Here is a 22,445-nt window from a genome sequence, read left to right as displayed (position 1 = left end):
GCTCTCCCCTCACATCGCTTCCACACACATAGCGACACCCATGCCGCCGCCGATGCAAAGCGTCGCCAGGCCCTTCCTGGCGCCGCGGCGCTTCATTTCGAAGAGCAGCGTGTTGAGGACGCGGGCACCGGAAGCCCCGATCGGATGACCGATGGCGATCGCGCCGCCGTTGACGTTGACGATCGACGGATCCCAGCCGAGGTCCTTGTTGACCGCGCAAGCCTGCGCCGCGAAGGCCTCGTTGGCCTCGACCAGTTCGACATCGGCGATTGCCCAGCCGACTTTCGCCAGCGCCTTGCGCGATGCCGGGATCGGGCCGGTGCCCATGACCTGCGGATCGACGCCGGCTGTTGCCCAGGACACGATACGGGCCAACGGCTGGATGCCACGCGTGGATGCCTGTGCTTCGGTCATCAGCAGGGTCGCGGCCGCGCCGTCGTTGAGACCCGAGGCGTTACCGGCGGTGACGGTGCCCTCCTTGTCGAAGGCCGGGCGGAGCTTGGTCATCTGGTCAAGCGTTGCGCCATGGCGGATATATTCGTCCTGGTCGACTGTGACATCGCCCTTGCGGGTCTTGACGATGAACGGAATGATCTCGTCGGCAAAACGCCCTGCTTTCTGTGCCGCCTCGGCCTTGTTCTGGGATGCCAGCGAGAACTCGTCCTGTTCCTCGCGACTGAGCTGCCACTGCCGGGCGACGTTCTCGGCGGTGATGCCCATGTGGTAACCGTAGAAGGCGTCGGTCAGGCCGTCCTTGATCATGGTGTCGATCATCTTGAAGTCGCCCATCTTCACGCCGCCGCGAAGATGCGAGCAATGCGGCGCCATCGACATCGACTCCATGCCGCCGGCAACAATGATATCCGCATCACCGGTTGCAATCTGCTGCATGCCGAGAGCCACGGCGCGAAGGCCCGAGCCACAGAGCTGGTTCATGCCCCAGGCGGTCTTTTCCTGAGGGACACCCGCCTTCATCGCCGCCTGACGCGCCGGGTTCTGGCCCTCGCCTGCCTGCAGCACCTGGCCGAGGATCACCTCGTCGATCTCGCTCGCCTCGACGCCTGCGCGCTCAAGCACGCCCTTGATGACGGCAGCACCCAGTTCGTGCGCCGGCGTATTGGCGAACGCGCCGTTGAAGGATCCGACCGCGGTACGGCCGGCGCTGGCGATGACGATCGATGGGGTGCTCATGCTGGTCTCCTCTATGGTCCTCGCGAAGCCGGCAAAGACGGCTCCAGCATCTCGGCAATAAGCCGCCGGTCGGCCTAGTTGACGATGGTCGCCTCGGTGGCGCTGCGGATCTCGCCGTCGGTGACGCCCTCGGCAAGCTCGACCAGCTTCAGTCCGCCATCAACGACGTCGAGCACACCAAGATTGGTGATGATCCGATCGACGACGCTTTGTCCGGTCAGCGGCAGGGTGCAGGCCTTCAGCACCTTTGATTCGCCGGCCTTGTTGGTGTGGTCCATGACGACCACCACCCGCTTGACCCCAGCAACGAGATCCATTGCCCCGCCCATGCCCTTGACGAGCTTGCCCGGGATCATCCAGTTGGCGAGGTCACCGTTCTCTGACACCTCCATGGCGCCGAGGATCGCCATGGCGATCTTGCCGCCGCGGATCATCGCGAAGCTCTGCGCTGAATCGAAGAACGCGGAATGCGGCAAGGCCGTAACCGTCTGCTTGCCGGCGTTGATGAGATCGGCATCGATCTCACCCTCTGTCGGAAAAGGTCCGATGCCGAGCAAGCCGTTCTCCGACTGCAACGTCACATGGACACCTTCGGGGATGTAATTGGCGACCAGCGTCGGAATGCCGATGCCGAGGTTGACGTAAGTCCCGTCTTCGAGTTCGCGGGCAGCGCGCGCCGCCATCTGGTTTCTGTCCCAGGCCATGTCTCTTCCCTGCCCTTCAAGCCGCCGCACGCGTCGTGCGCTGTTCGATGCGTTTCTCGTGCTGACCCTGGATCAGGCGATGCACATAGATCCCCGGCACGTGGATGTGATCGGGATCAAGGCTGCCGACCGGCACGATCTCCTCGACTTCGGCGACGCAGATCTTGCCGCAGGTGGCCGCCGGCGGGTTGAAGTTGCGGGCCGTCTTGCGGAAGACGAGATTGCCCGTCGTGTCGGCCTTCCAAGCCTTGACGATCGACAGATCGGCGACGATGCCGGTCTCGAGAACGAAGACCTCTCCGTCAAAGACCTTGAGTTCTTTTCCCTTTGCTACCACCGTGCCGACGCCGGTCTTGGTATAGAAGCCGGCAATACCTGCGCCGCCGGCCCGCATCCGTTCGGCAAGCGTGCCCTGCGGATTGAACTCGAGCTCAAGTTCGCCGCTGAGATACTGCCGCATGAACTCGGCGTTCTCGCCGACATAGGACGAGATCATCTTCTTGATCTGCTTTGTCTTCAGCAGCACGCCGAGACCGAAGTCGTCGACCCCGCAATTGTTGGACGCGATCGTCAGGTCCTTGGTGCCGGCCTCGCGAATCGCGTCGATCAGCAGTTTCGGAATGCCACAAAGGCCGAAGCCGCCCGCGGCAATCAACATGCGGTCGAACAGCAAGCCCTCAAGCGCCGACGTCGGATTGTCGAAAATCTTGTTCATACTCCCCCGTTAGGTTCGTCTGTTGCGGCGCCGAGGCGCCGCCTGAATTCATTCCTTGGTTCCCGAACACCCGCAGCAGTTTCCCAACCGCTGCGGGCGATCTCGTTCACCCGCGATTGATGCAAACGACCTTCGGCTGGGTCATTTCTTCATAGGCAAAGCGCACGCCCTCTCGCCCCATGGAGCCATATTTGGAACCGCCGAACGGCATGGCATCGAAGCGGTAGTCCGAGGAGTCGTTAATCATCACACCGCCAGCCTCGATCCTGCCTGCGGCGTCCAGTGCGACATTGAGGTTGCTGGTGAAGATGCCGGCGTGCAGACTGTATTCCGGTTCATTCGCGAGTTCGATCGCTTCATCGAGCGTCTGAAAAGGGGCAAGCATGACCACAGGCGCGAACACTTCCTCGTGCCACAGGCGGCAGCTGACCGGCGTGCCTTCCAGCACGGTTGGGTGATAGAGCGACCCCTCGCGTTTGTGACCGCAGAGCAGCTTCGCGCCTGCGGCGATGGCGTCATTGACAGCTGCTTCGGTGCGTTCGGCGACTTCCTTCGAGACCATCGGGCCAACATCCGTGTCTTCCTTCAGCGGATCCCCGGCCTTGAGCTTGTTGGTCGCGGCGACAAAGGCGTCGCGAAAGCGCCCATAGAGTTCAGCCTGGACAAGAACACGCTGGGCGCCGATGCAGTTCTGCCCGGCTGCCCAGAAGGCGCCCGAAACGCAGCCTTCAACCGCCTTGTCGAAGTCGCAGTCATTCATAACGATGACCGGCGCATTGCCGCCCAGTTCCATTGCAAGTTTCTTCAGTCCCGCCTTGCGACTGATGGCTTCTCCCGTAGCAAACCCACCGGTAAAGGAGACCATGCGGACGTCCCGTGCAGAGACAAGGGCCGTCACGATCTCCCTGTCGCCGTGAACGAGGGTGATGATCTCGCGCGGCAAGCCTGCTTCGACCAAGGCGTCAACAAGGTTGATAGAGGAAAACGGCGTCAGGTTCGAGGGTTTCAGCAGTACCGCGTTACCACCGGCAATCGCAGGACCAAGCTTGTGCGCGACTAGGTTCAGAGGGTCGTTATAGGGGGTGATCGCGGTGATGATGCCGAGCGGCTCTCGCGTAAACCAGCCCTGGCGCTGTTCCGACCCCACATAGGCATCGAAAGGCACGATCTCGCCGGCATTGCGTTTTGCCTCTTCGGCAGACAGCTTCAGCGTATTGACGCAACGAAGCACTTCCTTGCGCGCCTGGATGATCGTCTTGCCGGCTTCGCGCACGATGGTCTCAGCGAAAGCGTCACGACGGCTCTCGATAATCTGCGCAGCGCCTTTGAGGATGCTCGCACGCTTGTGTCTTGGCAGCTTGCTGGAAAGCTCAGAGCCGCGACGGGCGCGGGCGAGGAGTTCACCGATTTCGCTTGCATCCGTGGCCTCAACCGTCCCCAGCACAGACCCGTCATAGGGGCTATGGACGGTGATCGGCGCCAAGCTGGTGCTGATATGAAGTTCGGCGGCGGTCATAGGCCGGCTTCCTCTTTACTGGTGCGCATTGCTTTGCGACGGGTAAGTTTCTCGGTCCGGGCAAGGAGAGATCCCTGCCCCATTCTCAATTCCATGAATGCGATGGGTTGCGGTCGGAACCTGCCTACGCCTACCGTCAGATCTTCTGACCGTCGCGGACGAGGTCGTCCATGACCGAGCGCACCGCCTTCTCGGCGATCGAGACGATCTCGTCGATCTCCGCCTTGGTGGTGACGAGCGGCGGTGCAAAGCCGAGGATGTCGCCATGCGGCATGGCGCGGGCGATGAGGCCACGATCGCGGGCAGCCTTGGAGACGCGGGCACCGACCTTCAGGGACGGATCGAAGCGCTTCTTGTTCTCACGATCGCCGACAAACTCGATGGCACCCATCAGACCAACGCCACGCACTTCGCCGACGATCGGCAGCTGTGCGAACTTCTCCTTGAGCTGTGCCTGGAAATAGGCGCCAACCTCGCGGGCGTTGCCCGGCAGGTCTTCCTTCTCGACGATGTCAAGGACCGCGTTGGCAGCTGCCGCACCGATCGGGTGGCCGGAATAGGTGTAGCCGTGCGAGAAGGCGCCGACCTTGTCAGCTCCCTCTTCCATGACCTTATAGACCTTCTCACCGACGATCGACGCCGAAAGCGGGAAATAGGCCGAAGTGAGGCCCTTGGCGACGGTGATCAGGTCGGGTTCGATGCAGTAATGCTGCGAGCCGAACATCGAGCCGGTGCGGCCGAAGCCGGTGACGACTTCGTCGGCGATCAAAAGCACGTCGTGCTTCTTGAGCACCGCCTGGATCGCTTCCCAATAGCCTTCCGGCGGCGGCGTGATACCACCGGTGCCAAGCACCGGCTCGGCGATGAAGGCGCCGACATTGTCCGGCCCGAGCGTCTCGATCATCTCGTCGAGCTCGGCAGCACGGCGGGCTGAGAATTCGTGTTCGGTTTCGCCGGGGTTGGCACCCCAGTAGTGGTGCGGAACACCGGTATGGTCGATCTGCGGCAGCGGCAGATCCATGTGGTCGTGATAGAAACTCATGCCGGTCATAGAGCCGGAGACGACGCTGCAGCCGTGATAGCCGCGTTCACGCGATATAATTTTCTTCTTCGTCGGTTTGCCGCGCAGGTTGTTGTAGTACCAGACGAGCTTTGCCTGGGTCTCGTTGGCGTCCGAGCCCGACATGCCGTAGAACACCTTGCTCATTTTGCCGGGCGCCATCTTCACGAGGCGATCGGAAAGGATCGCAAGCTCTTCGGTCGTGTGTGCAGCGTAGGAATGGTAATAGGCCAGGCGGTAAGCCTGACGCGAGATTGCCTCGGCGACCTCGGTGCGACCGTAACCGACATTGACGCAGTAGAGGCCGGCAAAACCATCGATCAGCTGGTTGCCATGGGCATCCTGGACGCGGATTCCCTTACCCGTCTCGACGATCGTCGGCTCGCCAAGCTTTCCGCTGGCAAAATCCTTCAACTGCGTGAAAGGATGCAGGACCGAGTTGCGATCCTTCTCAGCTATGTTTTTGATGTTGACAGTCATTTTAATTCCTTCCACCGCCGCATCTCGGCTGCGAATTTTGTATCTGTGAACAGGGCCAGATCGAGCAGGAGCACACAACCTCAAGTTTAGGACAGCTTCGCTTGGCCGACCCGCTCCGATGATAGTGCCTTCAAGTGCGAGCTAAACCGCACCATTTCGCTCTGGGGTGGCGCAGGGTTCCTGCAAACTTTTCCGCTTAATGCAGTAGTTCGCTATTCGTGCGGGCTTTGCCGATTTGAATCGTGCCGGTGGGCTTGTGAAGCAACCGTGGTTGTCGAGACAGGAGTGAAAAGACAAAGCGGGGATCGGACCACCGAACCCCGCCTGCATTAGGTGAATCGGATTGCTATCTCCGACAACACATCCTCTTACGAGACACGAGATTTCGCAGTTCGTGGTGTCGATGACCAGCAATTTCCGCGGAACGTTGGACAGGAATTCGGCTTGTCGATCGGTGATCAGGATGCTTTCGGTGATTTCGATGCCCCAATCCCCATACCAAAGACCAGACATGAAATGGAACGTCATTCCCGGCTTCAGTTCCGTCTTGTCACCCTCCCGGAAGCTCGCCGAGCTCTCGCCCCACGCAGTCGGATAGCCCATCCCGATCGGGTAACCTGAGCGACTCGTCTTCTCAAAGCCGTATCGCGCCAACGTTCCGGAATAGGCTCTGGCGATATCCTCGCAGAGGTTACCGGCCACGGCCTTTCGAGCCCCGCCTGCATGCCATCGAGAACAGCCTTTTCCGCGTCCAGTATCTGCTGGGTAGGTCGTCCGAGATAATAGGTGCGCGACAAGGGGCAGTGATAGCGCTTGTGTACGCCGGCAAGCTCGAAGAAAACGCTCTCGTCGGCCCGTATAGGCCGGTCCGTCCAGGTCAGATGCGGGGCGGACGCGTCTGCCCCGGCGCCAAGATTCGGGACGCAGGCCGGATAATCTCCCCAGTAGGCATCGACGCCGCGGGTGCCGATATAAGTGAGTTCGGCAATCACGTCGGATTGCTTTATTCCCAGTCGCAGCAATTCGCCGACACGCTGATGCATGGCTTCGACGATCTTACCATCCGCGCATGTACTCGATTTCTCGTGGGGACTTTACCAAGCGCTGCGAGTTGATCAGTCTGTCGGCATTTTTGAATCTTGCATTCGGGAGCGACGCGGACAGCGCTTCAAAAGATCGGGCCGACAGGCAGGCGCTGTCCTTTTCGACACCGATCGTTGCCGAGCCATGACCCTCGTTTGCAATGATCTGCCCCGGGGCCGACATTGCGTGCAAGGTATCGGACTGGACATATTCGTCACCGTACCATTTGATGCGGTCTTCGCCGATATAGGCCGTCCTGCGGCAACCGTTGGCGTCCATGCGCCGGCCGAACCAGAGCGGATCCTTGTCCTTGGACACCACGACGCATTGAGGCACACAATAGGAGCAGCCATCGTAGCCCGTCAGCCAGCCCATGTTTGCAGGATCGGTTACGACCAATAAGTCGATGCCCGTCTGCTCCATTGCCCCGCGCGCCTTTTCGAGGCGAGTTTTGTATTCAGACAAATCGAACCGTAGCGTTTCGCCGTTCACGTCAGATCCTCCAATTGAAGTCGAAAATTCAAGCGCGGCAGGTTGCTGCGGCGATAGTCAGCCTGCAGAGGTCCGTGATGTCGTAGATGGGCAGCCCGGTCTTTGATCGCAGGGCATTTGCGACGGTGGGAAAGCCTGTGCACTCGAAGAGTATCATTGCGATATCGGGATGGTCCGCGCGAAGTTGCGCGATGCGGTCACCAACTTCCCGTTGAATCTGGTCAACGTCGGTACGGACGAACGGGCGAGCCAAAGCATTGCGCACGTAAACGCCACCTTCGATTCCTCCGACGACCACGCTTTTGCGATCCGCGGGATTTTCGATGCCCAGTAGGTCTTCACTGCAATGTCGAGAGTTGGCGGTCAAAACAGCAAGTTTCTTTTGAGGTGCGAGTTGCCGCAGCAGAGCCGGAATGAGGAGCAGGCTGGAAGTCACAACCGGCACATTGACCGCCGCTGAGATCGCTTGCTGGTGACGGATAAAAAAACCGCAGTCTGCGGTAATCACGCCAGCACCGCGGGCGATCAGCCGCTCGGCGGCGGCTATACAGGCACTCTCGAGCGATGCATCGCCAGGAATGATCACTTCCGCCAGAGCGCCCTCAACCATTTCTGTGATCACGGGTCGGTTGAAAGTCGCCGGGTGGAAGAGCGATCCTTCCCGCGGAGCGAAAGTCGGGCTGTCTGCCGTCAGGCCTTCATCGAGCTCAAGAATTCCGAGAGTAAGGTTGGTTTGCGAAGACATAAAATGAAGCTCCATGGTTAAAACGGCTGTTACCGCTTTGAGAAAAATTCGATTAGCAACTGGCCTCGAGAAATGAGGGGAACGACGAGCCCCTCATCCTGCTTTCTGAAACCAGCGCACCTCCCAAGCCATGCCGAATTTTCTTTCAGTTCTAGCGCCATACTGCGCATCCAGAACCTCCGGTTGATCAATCGATTGTGGTTCCGGCTTTCGCAGCAAGCGCCCTGGCAAAGGCGAAATTGGCAATGGCGGTGTTTTGAATTCCCGTCCCGGTCAGATCGGCAATGGTGATCTGGCTATTGCTGGTGCGACCGGCGATCGCACCAACAACAACCTGGCCGAGCTCGGCAAAAGATTGGTCTTCAGCGACTGCGCCGGCCGCGATAGCGTGATGCAGCTCGCCGAGCCGACGCGTTTGACAGAGGCTGTCCGCGACATAGAGATCGGCGCGGGCAATTGCCTGCGGCTCGACCTCATTCTTGTGTTCGGCATCCGAACCCATGGTCGTGATGTGTTGCCCCGGATCGAGCCATTGCGCCTCAAGGTTCGGATGATCGGCCGGTGTTGTGGTAATGATGACTTGCGCACCGGCGACAGCCTCTTTCCCGCTTTTGCAAGCGGTGACGCTGATACCCAATTGGGCGGACAGTTCTCGCGCCGTCTTTCCGGCCCTGGAGCTGCCGCGCGCCCAAATGCGGGCTTCGCGAATTGGCCGAACCAACATGAGCGCCTGCAGCTGTAGACGCGCCTGCATCCCAGCACCAAACACAGCAGCCACCGACGAGTCTTTGCGGGCGAGGCGCATTGCAGCTACCGCGCCCGCGGCGGCCGTGCGGACATCGGTGAGATAGCCGTTATCGAGCAACCATGCCTGAACCAAGCCCGTCTTGCTGGACAGTAGGATTATCAGGCCATTCGTGCTGGGCAGACCAAGTTCCGGATTGCAGAAAAAGCCGGGGCTGATTTTTATGGCGAAGCCATCTAGGCCGGGGACATAGGCGGTTTTGACGTCGACTTCGCCGCGATGCTCGACAATATCCAGACGAAAAATTGGTGGCATCACCACGCTTTTCGTCGCTAGCGTGCGAAACGCCTCTTCGACGCAACGGACGGCCTCCAGATCCAATGACACCAGCTTTCTCAGCTGGTGTTCCGTTAAGATCGTCGTCGACCTCATGAAGCCCATCCTCAGCCATTCCTCGTCATTGCTGACGATACGTTGATGCAATTTCATATCGATATTGCCGCCCGACAGTACGATCACAACCGGTCCCCGCAGATCGTTGATCTTGTTTGCTAGCAAAGCCGCAATGCCGATCGCTCCCGCACCCTCCACGACTTCGCGCACCTGCGCGTACGCATGTCGAATGCCGGCGGCGATTTCGGATTCGCTCAACAATATGACGTCGTCCAACAGGTCCCGGCACATGGCAAATGTCCATTTGTTGGCGAGCCCGATTCCGCCGCCGAGTGAATCAGCGAGACTTTCGAATTCTTCGACCTGGACAGGGCGCCCCGCATCAAGGCTGGCTTTAATCGCGGCGCCGCGATCCATCGTGAGGCCGATGATTCGCGCAGCCGGCCGAAGGCTCTTCACTGCTGCCGCCACGCCCGAAGCCAACCCTCCGCCCGATAGTGGAATAAGAACAGTAGCTACGTGTGGCAGCGCCTCGACGATTTCCAGTCCGAGGGTACCTTGACCGGCAATGACTGCCGGGTGATCAAACGGAGGAATGAGGCATCGTCCCTCGCCTGCTAATCTCTCGGCTTCTTCCTGAGCGTCATCCTGCGATCGACCGACTATCCGAACCCCAGGCCCAAGCTGCCGAATTTCGGAAACCTTGTTCTCAGGCACCAGATTGGACATGCAGATCGTTGCATTCACGCCGCAAGCGTTCGCCGCGAAGGAAAGTGCGCGCCCGTGATTGCCGGTCGAGGCGGCGACAACTCCCCGTCGCCGCTCTTCTTGAGAAAGCTGGAGAACCGCATTGAAGGCACCGCGCAGCTTGAAACTGCCGGTGGTCTGCCGGTGCTCCAGTTTGAGATAAACCGGAACTCTGGAAAAGCTCGATAACGTAGACGATTGCGTGAGCGGGGTGGTTAGTATGTGATCCTTGATGCGCTTTCGGGCATCTTCGATATCGTTGAGATCGATCATTCGGGTCAGCCTCGGCGCGAAACCAGTCATCACGCGTTTTGGAACAGCTCCCAGCAGTAGCGGATAGCCAGTTCCGTTGTCGGGATTAGCGCGTTGTCCGAGACGCCGAAGGTCGGCGTGTGCACGCCGGACTCGTTTCCGGCTTCCTTGCTGCCAAACCAGAAATAAATCGATGGCAGGCAGCTGGCATAGAAGCCGAAGTCGTCGCTGCCCGAGCTCGCCGAGCCTTCGACATACCTGTCCTCGCCGTCAGTATGCACCACGATGTGCTTAAACAGCGCAACCATTGCGCTGTCGTTAACCACAGGAGGTTCGCCGGCATGCGAGCTGAACTCCGCCCGTCCGCGGTGCATGGCAGCGACACCTTCGGCGATTTCGCCAACGCGCTGGACCAACAGCTTTCTTCTCTCGGGGCTGCTTGTCCGGATCGTTCCAGTCATGGTGACCGAGGGACAGATAATGTTCGTCGCTTCCCCACCACGGATCGTTCCAATGGTGACGATTGCGCCATCGTCTACCGGCATTTCGCGCGACACGACTTTCTGCACTTCATTGATGAAGGCGCCCGCGATCGCAATTGCGTCCACGCCGAGATGCGGTTTGGCGCCGTGTGCCATCGTCCCGGTGAATTCGAGCGAGAACTGGTCTGCAGATTTCGTAACAGCGCCCGCGCGAGCGCCGTATGAGCCGACAGGAATGTCCGTGCGGACATGAAATCCGACGGCGGCATCAAATCCTTCGAGCAACTTTTCATCGACAGCGGTCCTGCCGCCGAGCGGCTCCGCTTCCTCGGCCGGCTGAAAGAAGACCCGCAGCCTTCCTGAGAAATTTTCGCGCATGCGATGGAATGCAAGCGCCGTTCCCAAGGCGATTGAGCCGTGCATGTCATGGCCGCATGCGTGCATCACGCCAGGCACTTGTGACCTATAAGGCAGGTCCTCGCGGGCTTCATGTATGGGAAGGGCGTCAATGTCGCCACGCAGTGCGATTGACCGATTTGCGCCTGGGGCCAAGCCCTGGATATCCACATAGACACCGGTCTTGTGGAAGGTCGTCACTTCGGTCAATCCGAAGCCGGCGAGGGTTTCGATGATCCGCTTTTGCGTTTTCCATTCGTTGTTGGAAAGTTCGGGCTCGCGATGCATTGCGTGTCGCATCTCGACAACTGCATTGCGTTCGACTTCGGAGAGTAGGTTGTTCGTGGTATTGTTCATCGTCACGGTCTTTTCAGCGTTGTCTGGTGTCGAGGCTAGCAGCAGCTGAGCGGCAAAACCCGTCGATTTGAATGCACGTCACGCAGTGTTCCTGCAAAACGCGGCGGTGGCGCGCGATCTGGCTCTGCAAAGAAAATATACTGCTGCCATTGCTACGCCTCGATAGGGATCGCGAAGCTTGCCTTGAGACGATCCATCACCACCATCGTTTTGAAGCCTTTGATATCCGCATTTTCATAGAAGAACCGCCGCGTGAAATGTTCGTAGTCCTCCATGTCTTTGGCGGTAACCACGAGCATGAAGTCGGCATCCCCTGTCACGTAGAAGCCCATCATTACCTCGCGGGTATTTCGGATCGACGCCTTGAACCGATCGACGATGTCGGCTCTTTCTCGTTCAAGGGACACCATGACGACCATGGTGATATGTCGTCCGACTGCTTTCGGTGAGACGATCGAAACGTCCCCTTCAATGACACCCTCGTTGCGCAACCGCCTCAAGCGTCGCTGGCATGCCGTTGGAGAGAGGTGAACGACGCCCGCGAGTTCCTCCGATGTCAATCGATTGTTCTTTTGGACCGCCTGGAGAAGCGCGATGTCCGCACGATCGAGTTCGACCACCGCTATGCCTCCCCGAAGAAGCAATTTGGGACGCGCGTGCGGAAGCCTGCGAGGCCTATTGGGTCTCGCAAACTTCTGTCGCATTTCTGTCTCCGGCACAGATAGTCATCCGACCTGGTCACGCCATTTCGAGAGCGAAGGAGACATGTTGGAATCAGACGAGTATGCACCGAATTCAGTCTCTATTTGACGAAGAGGGTGCGCGGGGTCTTCGTCAGGGGTTCATAACCAGTGTCGGAGACCGCAAAGCTTTGTGTGATCGTGATTCCGACATTGTCGAGCCACAGGCCGGGCATCATGTGGAACACCATGCCGGGCTGGAGCACGGTTTCGTCGCCCTTGCGAATGCTCGCCGTGCGTTCGCCCGAGGCCGGAGGGAACCCGATGCCGGTCGGATAACCGATGCGAGACTCTTCTCGATCCCGTGGCGTGCCAGGGCCTTCCGGAAGTCGCCATCGACCTCCGAGCAGGTTCGCCCGGGTCGAACTGCTTCCAGCCCAGCGTTCAAGGCTTCAACAGCAATTTCCGACAGGTTCAGGAAAGCGGGTAGAGGCTGGCCGACGACGATCGTGCGCGCCAGGTTGACCTGGTAGCGATGCCGGCATCCGTTCAGTTCCAGGTTGACAACGGTGGACTCCGGTAGGGGATCGTCGGTCCAGGCGGCATGTGGCGCGATCGAGCGCTCGCCAATGCAGAGATCCGGAGGGCAGCAAGGATAGTCGCCACCGAATTCGGGCGTGCCCGAAATCTGCTGGTGATAGATCGCAGCCGCGATATCGCACTCACGAACCCCGGCTTGCACCATATCGATGACGCGCGTCATGGCGGCGTCTGCAAGTTGGCCGGCCTGACGCATGATGGCCACTTCGGCCGGGCTCTTCACGAGTCGGATCCATCCAACAAGGAGGTCGGCGTCGACGAACTCGGCATTCGGTAGTGCGCGGGTGAGATCGGCGTGGCCGCGTGCCGGATAGTAATATCCCCCATCTCGACGCCGATGCGCGCCTTTTCCCCTCCAAGCTCCTTCACGATATCGGCCATGAAAGTATAGGCCGAGAGCGTAGCAGATTGAACATAGGTGTCCGGATAGGCCCGGATGTTGTCCTCGGACAGATAGGTGGTCATGGAGGCTGAAACTCGGTCCATGAAACGGCCAATCCAGATCGGCTCCGCGTGGTCTTGTGCCACAACCACCATTTGAGGAGTGTAGAAGGAATAGGCATTGTAGCCGGTAAGGTAGTTCTGGTTGGGCGGTTCCGAGAGGAGGAGGATATCAATTCCTCGCTTCGCCATTTCCTTTTTGACAGCCGCCAGACGAGTCTGGAACTCGCCTAGTTCGAAGTGCAGTTCCTTTATCACGTGGTTCTCCGTGTAGGACGTTCGCCTATGGCGAAGCTTTGATCAGAGCGCTCCGGCACAATCTGCCGAGGCGCGGAGTTTTCGAAAGTCACTCAGATGCGCCGCGCTAAGCCTATTACGGGCGCAGGTACCGGTCGAGCACGTTGCGGGTTACCTGCTCGACCATGGGATCGTTTCTCAGCAATCCGGCAACCCATTCGCAACTTCCGGCATGAAACACCTCACCCTTATTGCGCTTGAAATTGATGATCATTCCATTGCCACGCTTGAGCTTTTCGATATTTTCTCTTGTTGCCTCGCCGAACAGCAATTCCGCGGTCTGGCGCATCTCGGAGTCGTCGAGCGCCAGGTCTTCACGCGCCAAATCCGCGCTCCATTCCATCTGTGCCGCCATTCCGATCGCGAGGATCTCCGTTCCTTCCGGCGCCCTGCTTGTTGCCGTAGGGTATGGCAGCCCATCGCGAATTTCATAGTCCAGGCCGTCCACCTCGTAGCCAAAGATGTGGCTCTCGGCACCGAGCACGTCACCGTAGAAAAGACCAGTGTCGGCAAAAGCCCAATGCTCAGGTCTATAGATAGGGAAGCCCCGGGCTCCGCGCGGAGCGCAGCCCAACCATCCAGCATAAATGCCCTTGGTGGAGTTGAGGCCGAACGTGTGGGCCTCGGGCCGGCCTACCTCCGGCGTCTCCCATAGGGTCGCCGTGCGACTGGCGTCGCCGGTTTTGTAGACCGGGTCCTCTGCACGGGCCCGCGCTTTGTAGCAAACCTGCCGCCGCCCTTCGTCTTCAAGCCTCGTCTGCCAACAAAAGTTGCCCGCGAAACGCGCCACCCGACCGCCTTGATCGACATAGGCGTCGACGGCGTCGCGCATCTCCCAAGTCCAATATTCGTCATGGCCGACGAAGACTACACACTCATAGTTCAACAATATCTTTGCTGTCCTTGTGGACCACAGCGACGTTCGGCCCCCAAATATATAGTGCCGGGAAATCGAATACTTCCGCTCGCGCCTTGGTCGGTATCATCTGACCCATGGCAACGTCCCAACGCCCCTGCCATTTGCCGCCTGCAATGATGTCCCACCCCGGCGTTACGAACGCAATTCCCGTGCCAAGGTATTTGGCAATGCTCCCCGCCACGTCCACATCGTATCCAATAAGTTCGTGCTTCTCGTCCAGGTGCGAGATCGGGCCCCAGTCGGTTCCAACTGCGACTGTGAGCGTCTTGTTCGAAAGCACGCGATCGAGGACTTCGCCGGCATAGCGGACGCAGAAAATGCGGCGGAGGCCAGAGCCAAGGACATGGCTGCGATATTTGCGAGTGTTTTTTCATGCGATGTTCCCCTGTTCTTTTTGATCATGAGCACGACTACTGGCACCCAAATCCATCTTCGGAACGCTGATACCCGCATTTTTAGGGCGACTTGCGTTCAATTAGTTCATGTACATGAAACTCCCGCGTATTGCAACAACTGTTTTAACACCTATTCAATGATACAAACGTATCGCGCCGATGGCCCGGGCGTTCGAAGGCTTCATGCCCTTGCGCCCGCACGCCTGAAAACTTGGCCGGAATGCGTGCTTTGCCAGCGTCCTAAAGAGGATGCTTTGCCATCTCGTCGGCAACGTCTTGGTCAATCGGTGTATCGAAGGTCATTAATATGTAACCCAGCACCGAATAGAAGCCGACCGTGGCCATAATGTCGAAGACAGCTTGCTGCCCCATGGCAGCAGAAATCCCTCGCTCAAGATGCGAAGGCAGACGCGCTCCGTCAAAAAGCGCGTCAACAGCTCCGGCAATCAATCCATCTTCGCCATCCGGAGTTCCAGCCATACCCCGGATCCGGGCATCGGAAATGCCAAGACCACGAGCGCGGCTTACATGATGGGCCCACTCATAGGCAGAACCCATCCGATGTGCCGCGCGCAGAATCACGAGCTCGGATCGAACTGCCCCCAAAGCGCTGTCCTTGACGATATGCTGCCGTAAGGGGGCCCACGCTCGGAGGAGCGCGGGATGATGAGCCATGGTGCGATAGACATTGAGCGCGGCGGCAAAACCAGTTTTCATATCCGCGATATCTGCGGGCCAGTTTTCGTCAGAGATAGGTGGGCAGGACGGTGTCGTCATTTCGCGAGAACCTCAGTCTGCCACTGCGGCGCGGATTGCATCGCCAAGCCGTTCGACGATAAGGTCAATCTGCTCGGGCTGAATAATATAGGGTGGCGCCAGCAGCACATGGTCGCCCTGCACCCCGTCAATCGTGCCGCCCATGGGGTAACACATAAGGCCTCGGCGCATCGCTTCCTTCTTGATCCGGGAATACATCTTGCGGGCTGGATCGAAAGGTTGCTTGGTGTCTTTGTCCGATACGATCTCCACGCCGCGGAAAAGACCGCGGCCACGGATGTCGCCGACATACGGCGATTGCCCGAGTGCCTCATCGAGGCCGGCCTGCAGGCGATCACCCATCCTGATCACGTTTGTCACCATCTCGGGGCGGCTGATTATCTCAACCACCTTACTGGCTGCCGCCGCTGCGATCGGATGTCCGATGTAGGTATGGCCATGCTGGAAGAGACCCGATCCGTCTGCGAACGCGCGGTAGATCTTCTCGGAAAGCAACACCGCCCCGACCGGCTGAAAGCCACCGCCCAGGCCCTTTGCAATCGTTACAAGATCCGCGACAATCCCCTCCTGTTCCAACGCGAAGATCGTGCCGGTGCGCCCCATTCCGCACATGACTTCATCGAGGATCAGCAAGATGCCATACTTGTCGCACACCTGCCGAACCCGTTTGAAATAGTCGGCAACCGGCCCCACTGCGCCAAGCGTCGCACCGACTACCGGCTCGGCGACGAAAGCAATGACCTTGTCCTCTCCAAGTTGAAGGATCTTGTCTTCCAACTCCGATGCAAGACGCTCGGCATAAGCCTCGGGCGTTTCGCCCACCTGAAGATCGCGGTAGGCATAGCAGGGAGAAACATGATGTGTTTCAGGCAGGATGGGTTTGAACTGGGCACGACGCCAAGCATTGCCGCCTGTGGCCAGAGCTCCGATCGTATTGCCGTGATAGCTCTGCCGACGTGCGATGATGTGGCGCCGCTGCGGTTGCCCGATTTCGACAAAATACTGCCGCGCCATCTTGAGCGCCGCCTCGACAGCTTCTGAACCGCCGGACACCAGGTAGACATAATCAAGGCCATCCGGCGCGAGTTCAATCAGTTGCTCTGCAAGCCGCTCGGCGACATCGGTTGTAAAGAAGGACGTATGGGTGTAGCTGATGCGGCCCATCTGCACCTTCATCGCGTCCAGAACTTCTGGATGATTGTGCCCCAGGCAACTGACCGCGGCGCCGCCCGATCCGTCTAAGTAGCTCCGTCCGTCGCTGTCCACGATGTAGATGCCTTGCCCTGCTACCGCGGTAGGCAGAGTTGTACCGATCGTTCGATGGAGAATTTTGGTCATGGTGATCTCGGGTGCTTATCCGTCCGGCTTTCGAACGTTTCCAACCATTGATTTGCAGGTTTCGCCGAAATATGCAACAAATGTTTTATGCAATAGGTTTTGACGCATTTGTTTTCACCGCCCCAGCCATGTTTCTGGAGCGGCTTTTGTTAAGGATTGGCATTCAATTATTTGACTTTTTTGTTCCCGAGAGAGATGGTCCGGGTGAATTATGACATCGTATGTGAGGCAAATGTTGCAAAAGGGTCCATTGCACGCTCTAATTATTGAGCGGTTCGACGAGATGTCTGAGCAGTTGCAACAAGCAGCTCGACACATCTTGGAGCATCCCCAAGAAGTAGCGCTTGTTTCTATGCGCGAGCTCGCGCGCAATGCTGGTGTGCAGCCGTCGACGATGACTCGGCTGGCGAAGTTTCTTGGCTTTTCAGGATATGAAGACTTTAGAGGACATCACGCTGACGTCATCCGGGTGAGCGCAGACGGCTTTGCCGCCCGCGCACTGCAAAGAGACGAAGGAGCGGCCAACGGCGAGGGCTTGGCGTATCGCATGCTCCAGGGCCTCTCAGGTCAGATCGATCGGCTCTGCGATTCCGATACAATTCTGCGGCTCAACACGATGGCCGATCACCTCGCCAAAGCTCGGCGCATCTATGTGCTCGGGTTGCGCTCCTGCCATTCTGTCGCCTGGCATTTCCATTACGTTATGACGTTGCTTGGCGAGAAAACAGTTCATCTGGATGGTCCGGCCGGCACAAGCGGAGATCCGCTCATTCGCGCCACCCAAGACGACGTGCTTTTAGCTATTTCCATAAATCCCTATTCGCTTCAGACCCTTGAATTGGCCGAGGCGGCCCGGGAAAAAGGGATGCCTATTTTGGCGATTACCGACAGCGAAGTGTCTCCTTTGGTGACGATCGCAGAGCACGTGGTGTTATTCCCGACCGAGAGCCAAACATTCTTTCATACGTTGACGCCAGCGCTAGCCGTTTCCGAGGTCTTGTGCGGCCTTCTTGCGAGCCATGATCGCTTAGCCGCTCTGGAAGAACTGAAGCGTGCCGACCGCCACCTTTCAGCGATGAATACCTATGCCACCTCCATTCCGCGGCGGAAGATCTGAGCGCGCGGATACCAGCACAGTTGTGCGTTGCCCAAATAGCCAGCCCCACAGATTCTCCGGGGCTGCCCTTTCGTTAGAAGCATCCACACTGCTTAGACGCGATATCGTCGGGAAAGCTCAGGTCGCGCCGACCGTTGCCTGCAATTTTCCTCGGCCCCGCCACAAGGTGAAGTAAAGAGCGACCAGCCAGACAACAGGGAGTAGCGTCAAAAACGATCCAACTGCAGCAATCGTTGGGTCGATTTGCTGCTTCAAGTTCTCCAGCATCTTCAAAGGGAGCGTGGGGATCGAATAGCCGCTGACAAACGACGTGATAATGACCTCGTCGAAGGACGCAAGGAACGCGAACAAAGCGCCACCGATGATACCTGAGCGGATCAACGGTAGGGTCACCCGCATGAAGGTCTGCATAGGTCCGGCACGCATGCTCATCGCAGCCTGCTCCAGCCTCCTGTCGAAGCCCGAGAGAGTCGCCAAGACGACCACCACGACATAACCAATGGCGCCGATGGTTTGGCCCAGAATAATTCCTGTGCTGGTTCCCACAAGGCCAAATCTCGCCAGTCCGAGATAGACGGCTACACCGACGACGATGATTGGAAACGTTATTGGCGTCAGGATTGCCATGGTCAGACCCGAACGGAGGCGGGGTGCGCAGCGGCTTAGACCAAAGGCGGCCAATGTACCAACGACCGTGGACACGACGGCGACGACCACACCGAATTGGAAGCTGTTCCACAAAGCTCCGATCCAGGAAGGATCCCCAAAGAACGAATAGTACCACCGCAGGGAAACTGCTCTTGGGGGAAACTCGATAAATTCTCCCGAACTGAACGATATCACGATGACGATCAAGCCCGGCGCCAGCAGATAGATCATAACGGGGGTAAGGAAGACAGCTCCGAGGATCTTCGACCAGGAGGTATCCCGTTGCGCCTTGTAGACCCCCGCAGCCCACCGACGGGCCTGATACGGTATTGCAAGTTCGTGCAGAAAGCGGACGCCCTTGCTGGCAGACGGCAACCGGATCGGGCGTGGCTTTCGCTCCGCTTGTCCTGATTGGTCATGGGCGGCTGCAAGATCGACTCCTGCTGTGGAAAGAAGCAGAAGCGCCACCGCAAGGAGAATGAAAGCCGCAGCTGCCGTCTGACCGATGTTCAAGGAGGTCGTAAGCAGCGAGTTGATGAGGGTAGACAGCATAGTGTCGCCTAGACCGCCAAGAGCCTGCGGCGTGATGTAGAACCCAAGGCACACGACAAAGACCAGGATGCAGCCACTTCGAATGCCCGGGATGCTGAGTGGAAAGAACACACGCAAAAAGGCTGTGAGAGGCTTTGCCCCCATGCTACGAGCAGCCGACATCAAGGACTTATCGATACCCATCATCACGCTGATCAATGGCAAGATCATCATCGGCAGCATAATATGCACCATGCCGACGTATACGGCGAAGCGATTATATATGAGCGATAGTGGCCTTTCGATAAGACCAGCATTGAGCAACAGGGTGTTGATCAGGCCACTGTCGCCCAAAACGACCGTCCAAGCATACGTGCGCACCAGTGCGCTCGTTAGCCAAGGTAGGAAGACCATTACCATCAAGATGGGACGTGCGCGACCGGCGTTGGCGATCAGAAATGCAGTAGGGTAGCCGATGACCAAGCACAGTGCCGTCGCGATGAAGCTGATCTCGAAGGTTTGAAACAGGATCAGGACGAAGGATCGCTGTGCAAAAAATCCTTCATAATTTGCAAGAGAAAACGCTGGCGCGTTCAAGCTCGTCAGGAACAAGAGGATCATCGGTATACCGAAAACCGCAAACAAGAGGCCGCAGGCCGGCACCGTAAGCAGGATCGGCATTGACCGTAGTTTTTGAATCGTCATTTACCTGCCCCCACGTTACGCCGCAACAAAGCGGATATCGGACCGGAGCCAGTCTAAGCGGACCTCATCCCCGGGTTGGAAGACTTCCTGGCCTGAGGCAACATGTTCGCGCGCGATTAGCATGGTGTTCCCGACACGTACCCGGTATTTCCTCAGCGGACCTGCATAGATCATATCTTCAACGGTGCCGGACACAGCCTGTCTTTGATCCGCGTCGGCGCGTCTCGCGGCCGTGCGCCCACCAATGCAAATGCGTTCGGGTCGCAACATTGAAACCATTCCGGAAGACGGCACGGCGTCCGATTCCACTTTGAATTCGGTGTTCTCGAGGATGTTGGCCTCGCCCAGGAAATTGGCGACGAAGCGCGTTTTCGGTCGATCGTAGAGTGCTTCGGGCGTATCGATCTGCTCGATTTGGCCAGCTTGCATCACGACGATGCGGTCGGACAAGGTCAGGGCCTCCTCCTGATCGTGGGTCACGCAAATGGTGGTCTTTCCAAATTCTCTATGCAGTTCTTTGATCTCGACCTGCATTTGTTCGCGCAGGTTTCGATCCAGCGCACCAAGCGGCTCGTCGAGCAGCAATATCGGCGGGTCGGCGATCAGCGCGCGCGCAACGGCGACGCGCTGCTGCTGGCCGCCACTCAGTTGTGACGGCATCCGGCTGCCAAATTCGCCGAGCCGAACGCGCTCCAGCATTCGGCTGACTCGCGTCGCCCTGTCGGCGGCCTTGATCCCACGCATCTCCAGCGGGAACTCCAAGTTGCGATGAACCGTGAGGTGCGGGAAAAGGGCATAACTCTGGAATACGATGCCTTGGTCACGTCTGTAAGACGGAACCTTGGAAACTGATTTTCCGGCAATGAGAATGTCGCCCTTTGTCGGTGCCGTGAAGCCGGCAAGGAGCATCAAAGCGGTCGTCTTTCCCGAACCGCTTGGACCGAGAATAGTCAGAAACTCACCCCGAGATACGGAAAGGGAGATATCCTTAACCGCAGCCACGGCCCCATACATCTTTGTAACATTACGGAATTCAATCTGGGTGGCGGCTGGGTCGTTCTTCAATACTTCGTCCTCGGCAGGAAGATAACTTTTCAGGTTCAGGGTCATCAGGATACTCCAGGAGGAACAGTGCGCCAGTTTGGCGTACCATGCCTAAAACTCAGTCGTCAGATAAGGTGGCACCATCCTCACGGAGCATAGTCCAGCGTCCGCGATTGGATGGCGCCACCGATCGAAGTTCGATGAACGGCTTACTGGAGAATCCACTCATTCCAGCGTTGGACCATCAGCTCTTTATTCGACTTGCCGTCCGCGCTTGTCTCGGCATACCATTTTGCGTTCAGAGCAAAACTGGAGGCCGTGTAATCGGGATACGATGCGAGCTTTCGTCCGATTTTTTCAGCTATCGTTTTGTAAGCGTTCTTGTTCGTTGGGCCCTGCCCGATCAACTCAGCGAACGCAGCTTGCCGATCGGCGCGACCGGTCAATTCGAGGAATTTCTGAGCATTTTCCGCATTTGGGCTGCCCTTTGGAATGCACCAGAAATCCGTGGTCAACTTCGCCTGATTGCGATTGATCTCGATTGGCGCCCCCTCATCGATCAGTGAAAGTGCACGACCATCATAGGACTGCACGACGTCGGCGACGTTATCGCGCATGATCTGCAGAATTTCGGAACCACTTGTCCACCATTTGCGGATGTGCGGCCTGATCTTGTTGAGGCTGGCAAAGACGCGGTCGACATCCAGTGGGTATAGCTTGTCCATAGGCACGCCATCCGCAAGCAGCGCTTCCTCCCACGGCCCGTTTCCATATTCACCGGTGAAGAGCGAGCGCACGCCCGGGAATTTTTCTACGTCCCAGAACTCCGCCCAGGTAGTCGGCCGCGGCTTGTCAGCCGGAAACTTCTTGGTGTTATACACCATGTTGGTGGAATAGACGTACGAAGCGAAGCCATTGGTGTGTTTCGCGAATTCAGATATTGCGTCCAATTCGTCTTTCTTCCACGAAGAGTAATCTACCTGTTCGAGATATCCCTTGGCGGTGAGTGGGTCGACGTTGGTCTGACCAAGATTCACGACGTCAGCCGAGACGTTCTTGGTGTCGACCATCATCGCGATCTGCGTGGATGAAAAGTCTGCGGTAACCGGGATAACCTTAACCCCGGTCTCGACCACGAACGGCTCGACATAAGCCTTCATGACTGCGTTTCCCCAGGTGCCGCCGCTCATGTTGACTTTCAACTCACCAGCGGAAGCGGCCCGTGCGCGACCCGAAACGGAAGACATCGCACCGACGGCGATCACGGAGGATGTGGCCTGCATGAAGTGCCTGCGATTTATCAAAAAGCTCATTTTCGTTCCCTCTGTTATTCCCTTGCTTATCAAGGGGCATTCATTCTGCTCGGTTTGTGGCGAACACAACTCACGGGATCAAACTCATTGCCGCAAGCGGTGTTTGGACCGCGGTGTTCGTCATTGTTGTGACGGACTTCATCCTTCCATTTCACCAACCAACGCGGCGGTTGCCGGCTGACCAGTTTCAAGCAACGGCACGCCCTCACGGACTATACCGGCTGGAGGCAATGCCTAGCGTAATACGGCGCCTATTGCAACAAATGTTTTATGCGTCCGGAT

19 protein-coding genes and 3 pseudogenes are annotated in these 22,445 nt (G+C 58.1%); 1 reads left to right on the top strand and 21 read right to left on the bottom strand.

Annotation, left to right across the window (positions count from 1 at the left end; all coding sequences use genetic code 11):
* Positions 1-9: 9 nt before the first annotated feature.
* From MF410_RS33490 to MF410_RS33410, 18 genes and pseudogenes are all read right to left on the bottom strand, one after another.
* Positions 10-1,191 (bottom strand): acetyl-CoA C-acetyltransferase, encoded by a 1,182-nt coding sequence (locus tag MF410_RS33490; RefSeq protein ID WP_096772070.1) that lies wholly within the window; start codon positions 1,189-1,191, stop codon positions 10-12.
* Between the two features lie 74 nt (positions 1,192-1,265).
* Positions 1,266-1,895, bottom strand: coding sequence for a 3-oxoacid CoA-transferase subunit B (locus MF410_RS33485; RefSeq protein WP_096772069.1), 630 nt, complete (start codon positions 1,893-1,895; stop codon positions 1,266-1,268).
* A 16-nt stretch (positions 1,896-1,911) separates the two neighbouring features.
* Entirely contained in the window at positions 1,912-2,610 is a 699-nt protein-coding gene (locus tag MF410_RS33480) for a CoA transferase subunit A (protein WP_096772068.1), read from the bottom strand.
* A gap of 106 nt (positions 2,611-2,716) precedes the next feature.
* Positions 2,717-4,126 carry an aldehyde dehydrogenase family protein gene (locus MF410_RS33475; RefSeq protein ID WP_096772067.1) on the bottom strand — a complete coding sequence of 470 codons (1,410 nt, stop codon included), beginning with the start codon at positions 4,124-4,126 and terminating at the stop codon, positions 2,717-2,719.
* Positions 4,127-4,262: 136 nt separating this feature from the next.
* Positions 4,263-5,666 (bottom strand): aspartate aminotransferase family protein, encoded by a 1,404-nt coding sequence (locus MF410_RS33470; protein WP_096772066.1) that lies wholly within the window; start codon positions 5,664-5,666, stop codon positions 4,263-4,265.
* 399 nt (positions 5,667-6,065) lie between these two features.
* Positions 6,066-7,241: pseudogene (locus MF410_RS33465) on the bottom strand (Xaa-Pro peptidase family protein); the annotation flags it as partial.
* Between the two features lie 28 nt (positions 7,242-7,269).
* Entirely contained in the window at positions 7,270-7,986 is a 717-nt protein-coding gene (locus MF410_RS33460) for a hypothetical protein (protein WP_239621071.1), read from the bottom strand.
* Between the two features lie 187 nt (positions 7,987-8,173).
* Positions 8,174-9,163 (bottom strand): ectoine utilization protein EutC, encoded by a 990-nt coding sequence (gene eutC / locus MF410_RS33455; protein WP_096772074.1) that lies wholly within the window; start codon positions 9,161-9,163, stop codon positions 8,174-8,176.
* Between the two features lie 27 nt (positions 9,164-9,190).
* Positions 9,191-10,144: pseudogene (gene eutB / locus MF410_RS33450) on the bottom strand (hydroxyectoine utilization dehydratase EutB); the annotation flags it as partial.
* Positions 10,145-10,173: 29 nt separating this feature from the next.
* Positions 10,174-11,358 carry a M20 family metallopeptidase gene (locus MF410_RS33445; protein ID WP_096772064.1) on the bottom strand — a complete coding sequence of 395 codons (1,185 nt, stop codon included), beginning with the start codon at positions 11,356-11,358 and terminating at the stop codon, positions 10,174-10,176.
* Positions 11,359-11,510: 152 nt separating this feature from the next.
* Complete coding sequence (locus MF410_RS33440; protein WP_096772063.1) at positions 11,511-11,978, bottom strand: Lrp/AsnC family transcriptional regulator; 468 nt, start codon at positions 11,976-11,978, stop codon at positions 11,511-11,513.
* A 182-nt stretch (positions 11,979-12,160) separates the two neighbouring features.
* Positions 12,161-12,325: a hypothetical protein gene (locus MF410_RS36885; protein ID WP_345774746.1), complete on the bottom strand. Its 165-nt coding sequence runs from the start codon at positions 12,323-12,325 to the stop codon at positions 12,161-12,163.
* A complete protein-coding gene (locus MF410_RS33435; RefSeq protein ID WP_239621069.1) occupies positions 12,274-12,861 on the bottom strand; it encodes a M24 family metallopeptidase in 588 nt (195 codons plus the stop codon). Before MF410_RS33435 ends, MF410_RS36885 begins: the two co-directional genes overlap by 52 nt.
* Positions 12,858-13,337: an aminopeptidase P family N-terminal domain-containing protein gene (locus tag MF410_RS33430; protein ID WP_239621067.1), complete on the bottom strand. Its 480-nt coding sequence runs from the start codon at positions 13,335-13,337 to the stop codon at positions 12,858-12,860. Before MF410_RS33430 ends, MF410_RS33435 begins: the two co-directional genes overlap by 4 nt.
* Before the next feature lie 115 nt (positions 13,338-13,452).
* A pseudogene (locus tag MF410_RS33425) lies at positions 13,453-14,271 on the bottom strand (N,N-dimethylformamidase beta subunit family domain-containing protein); the annotation flags it as partial.
* Complete coding sequence (locus tag MF410_RS33420) at positions 14,252-14,575, bottom strand: transporter substrate-binding domain-containing protein (RefSeq protein ID WP_239621066.1); 324 nt, start codon at positions 14,573-14,575, stop codon at positions 14,252-14,254. The gene MF410_RS33420 and the pseudogene MF410_RS33425, both read right to left, overlap by 20 nt.
* Before the next feature lie 355 nt (positions 14,576-14,930).
* Positions 14,931-15,467 (bottom strand): carboxymuconolactone decarboxylase family protein, encoded by a 537-nt coding sequence (locus MF410_RS33415; protein ID WP_096772061.1) that lies wholly within the window; start codon positions 15,465-15,467, stop codon positions 14,931-14,933.
* A gap of 12 nt (positions 15,468-15,479) precedes the next feature.
* A complete protein-coding gene (locus tag MF410_RS33410) occupies positions 15,480-16,805 on the bottom strand; it encodes an aspartate aminotransferase family protein (protein WP_096772060.1) in 1,326 nt (441 codons plus the stop codon).
* A 232-nt stretch (positions 16,806-17,037) separates the two neighbouring features.
* On the opposite strand from MF410_RS33410, the gene MF410_RS33405 reads away from it, so the two are divergent.
* Complete coding sequence (locus tag MF410_RS33405) at positions 17,038-17,922, top strand: MurR/RpiR family transcriptional regulator (protein ID WP_096772073.1); 885 nt, start codon at positions 17,038-17,040, stop codon at positions 17,920-17,922.
* Between the two features lie 117 nt (positions 17,923-18,039).
* Here MF410_RS33405 and MF410_RS33400 read toward each other — a convergent pair whose 3' ends face one another.
* From MF410_RS33400 to MF410_RS33390, 3 genes are all read right to left on the bottom strand, one after another.
* On the bottom strand, positions 18,040-19,806 hold the full coding sequence (locus tag MF410_RS33400; RefSeq protein ID WP_239621065.1) for an ABC transporter permease subunit: 1,767 nt from the start codon (positions 19,804-19,806) through the stop codon (positions 18,040-18,042).
* A gap of 15 nt (positions 19,807-19,821) precedes the next feature.
* Positions 19,822-20,916, bottom strand: coding sequence for an ABC transporter ATP-binding protein (locus MF410_RS33395; protein WP_096772058.1), 1,095 nt, complete (start codon positions 20,914-20,916; stop codon positions 19,822-19,824).
* 143 nt (positions 20,917-21,059) lie between these two features.
* Positions 21,060-22,163, bottom strand: coding sequence for an ABC transporter substrate-binding protein (locus tag MF410_RS33390; protein ID WP_096772057.1), 1,104 nt, complete (start codon positions 22,161-22,163; stop codon positions 21,060-21,062).
* Positions 22,164-22,445: the final 282 nt, after the last annotated feature.

This window comes from Rhizobium sp. C104, assembly GCF_022354505.1.
Taxonomy (GTDB): Bacteria; Pseudomonadota; Alphaproteobacteria; order Rhizobiales; family Rhizobiaceae; genus Rhizobium; species Rhizobium redzepovicii.
Note: the sequence above shows the minus strand (reverse complement) of the source record. Positions and strands in the feature narration are given on the sequence as shown.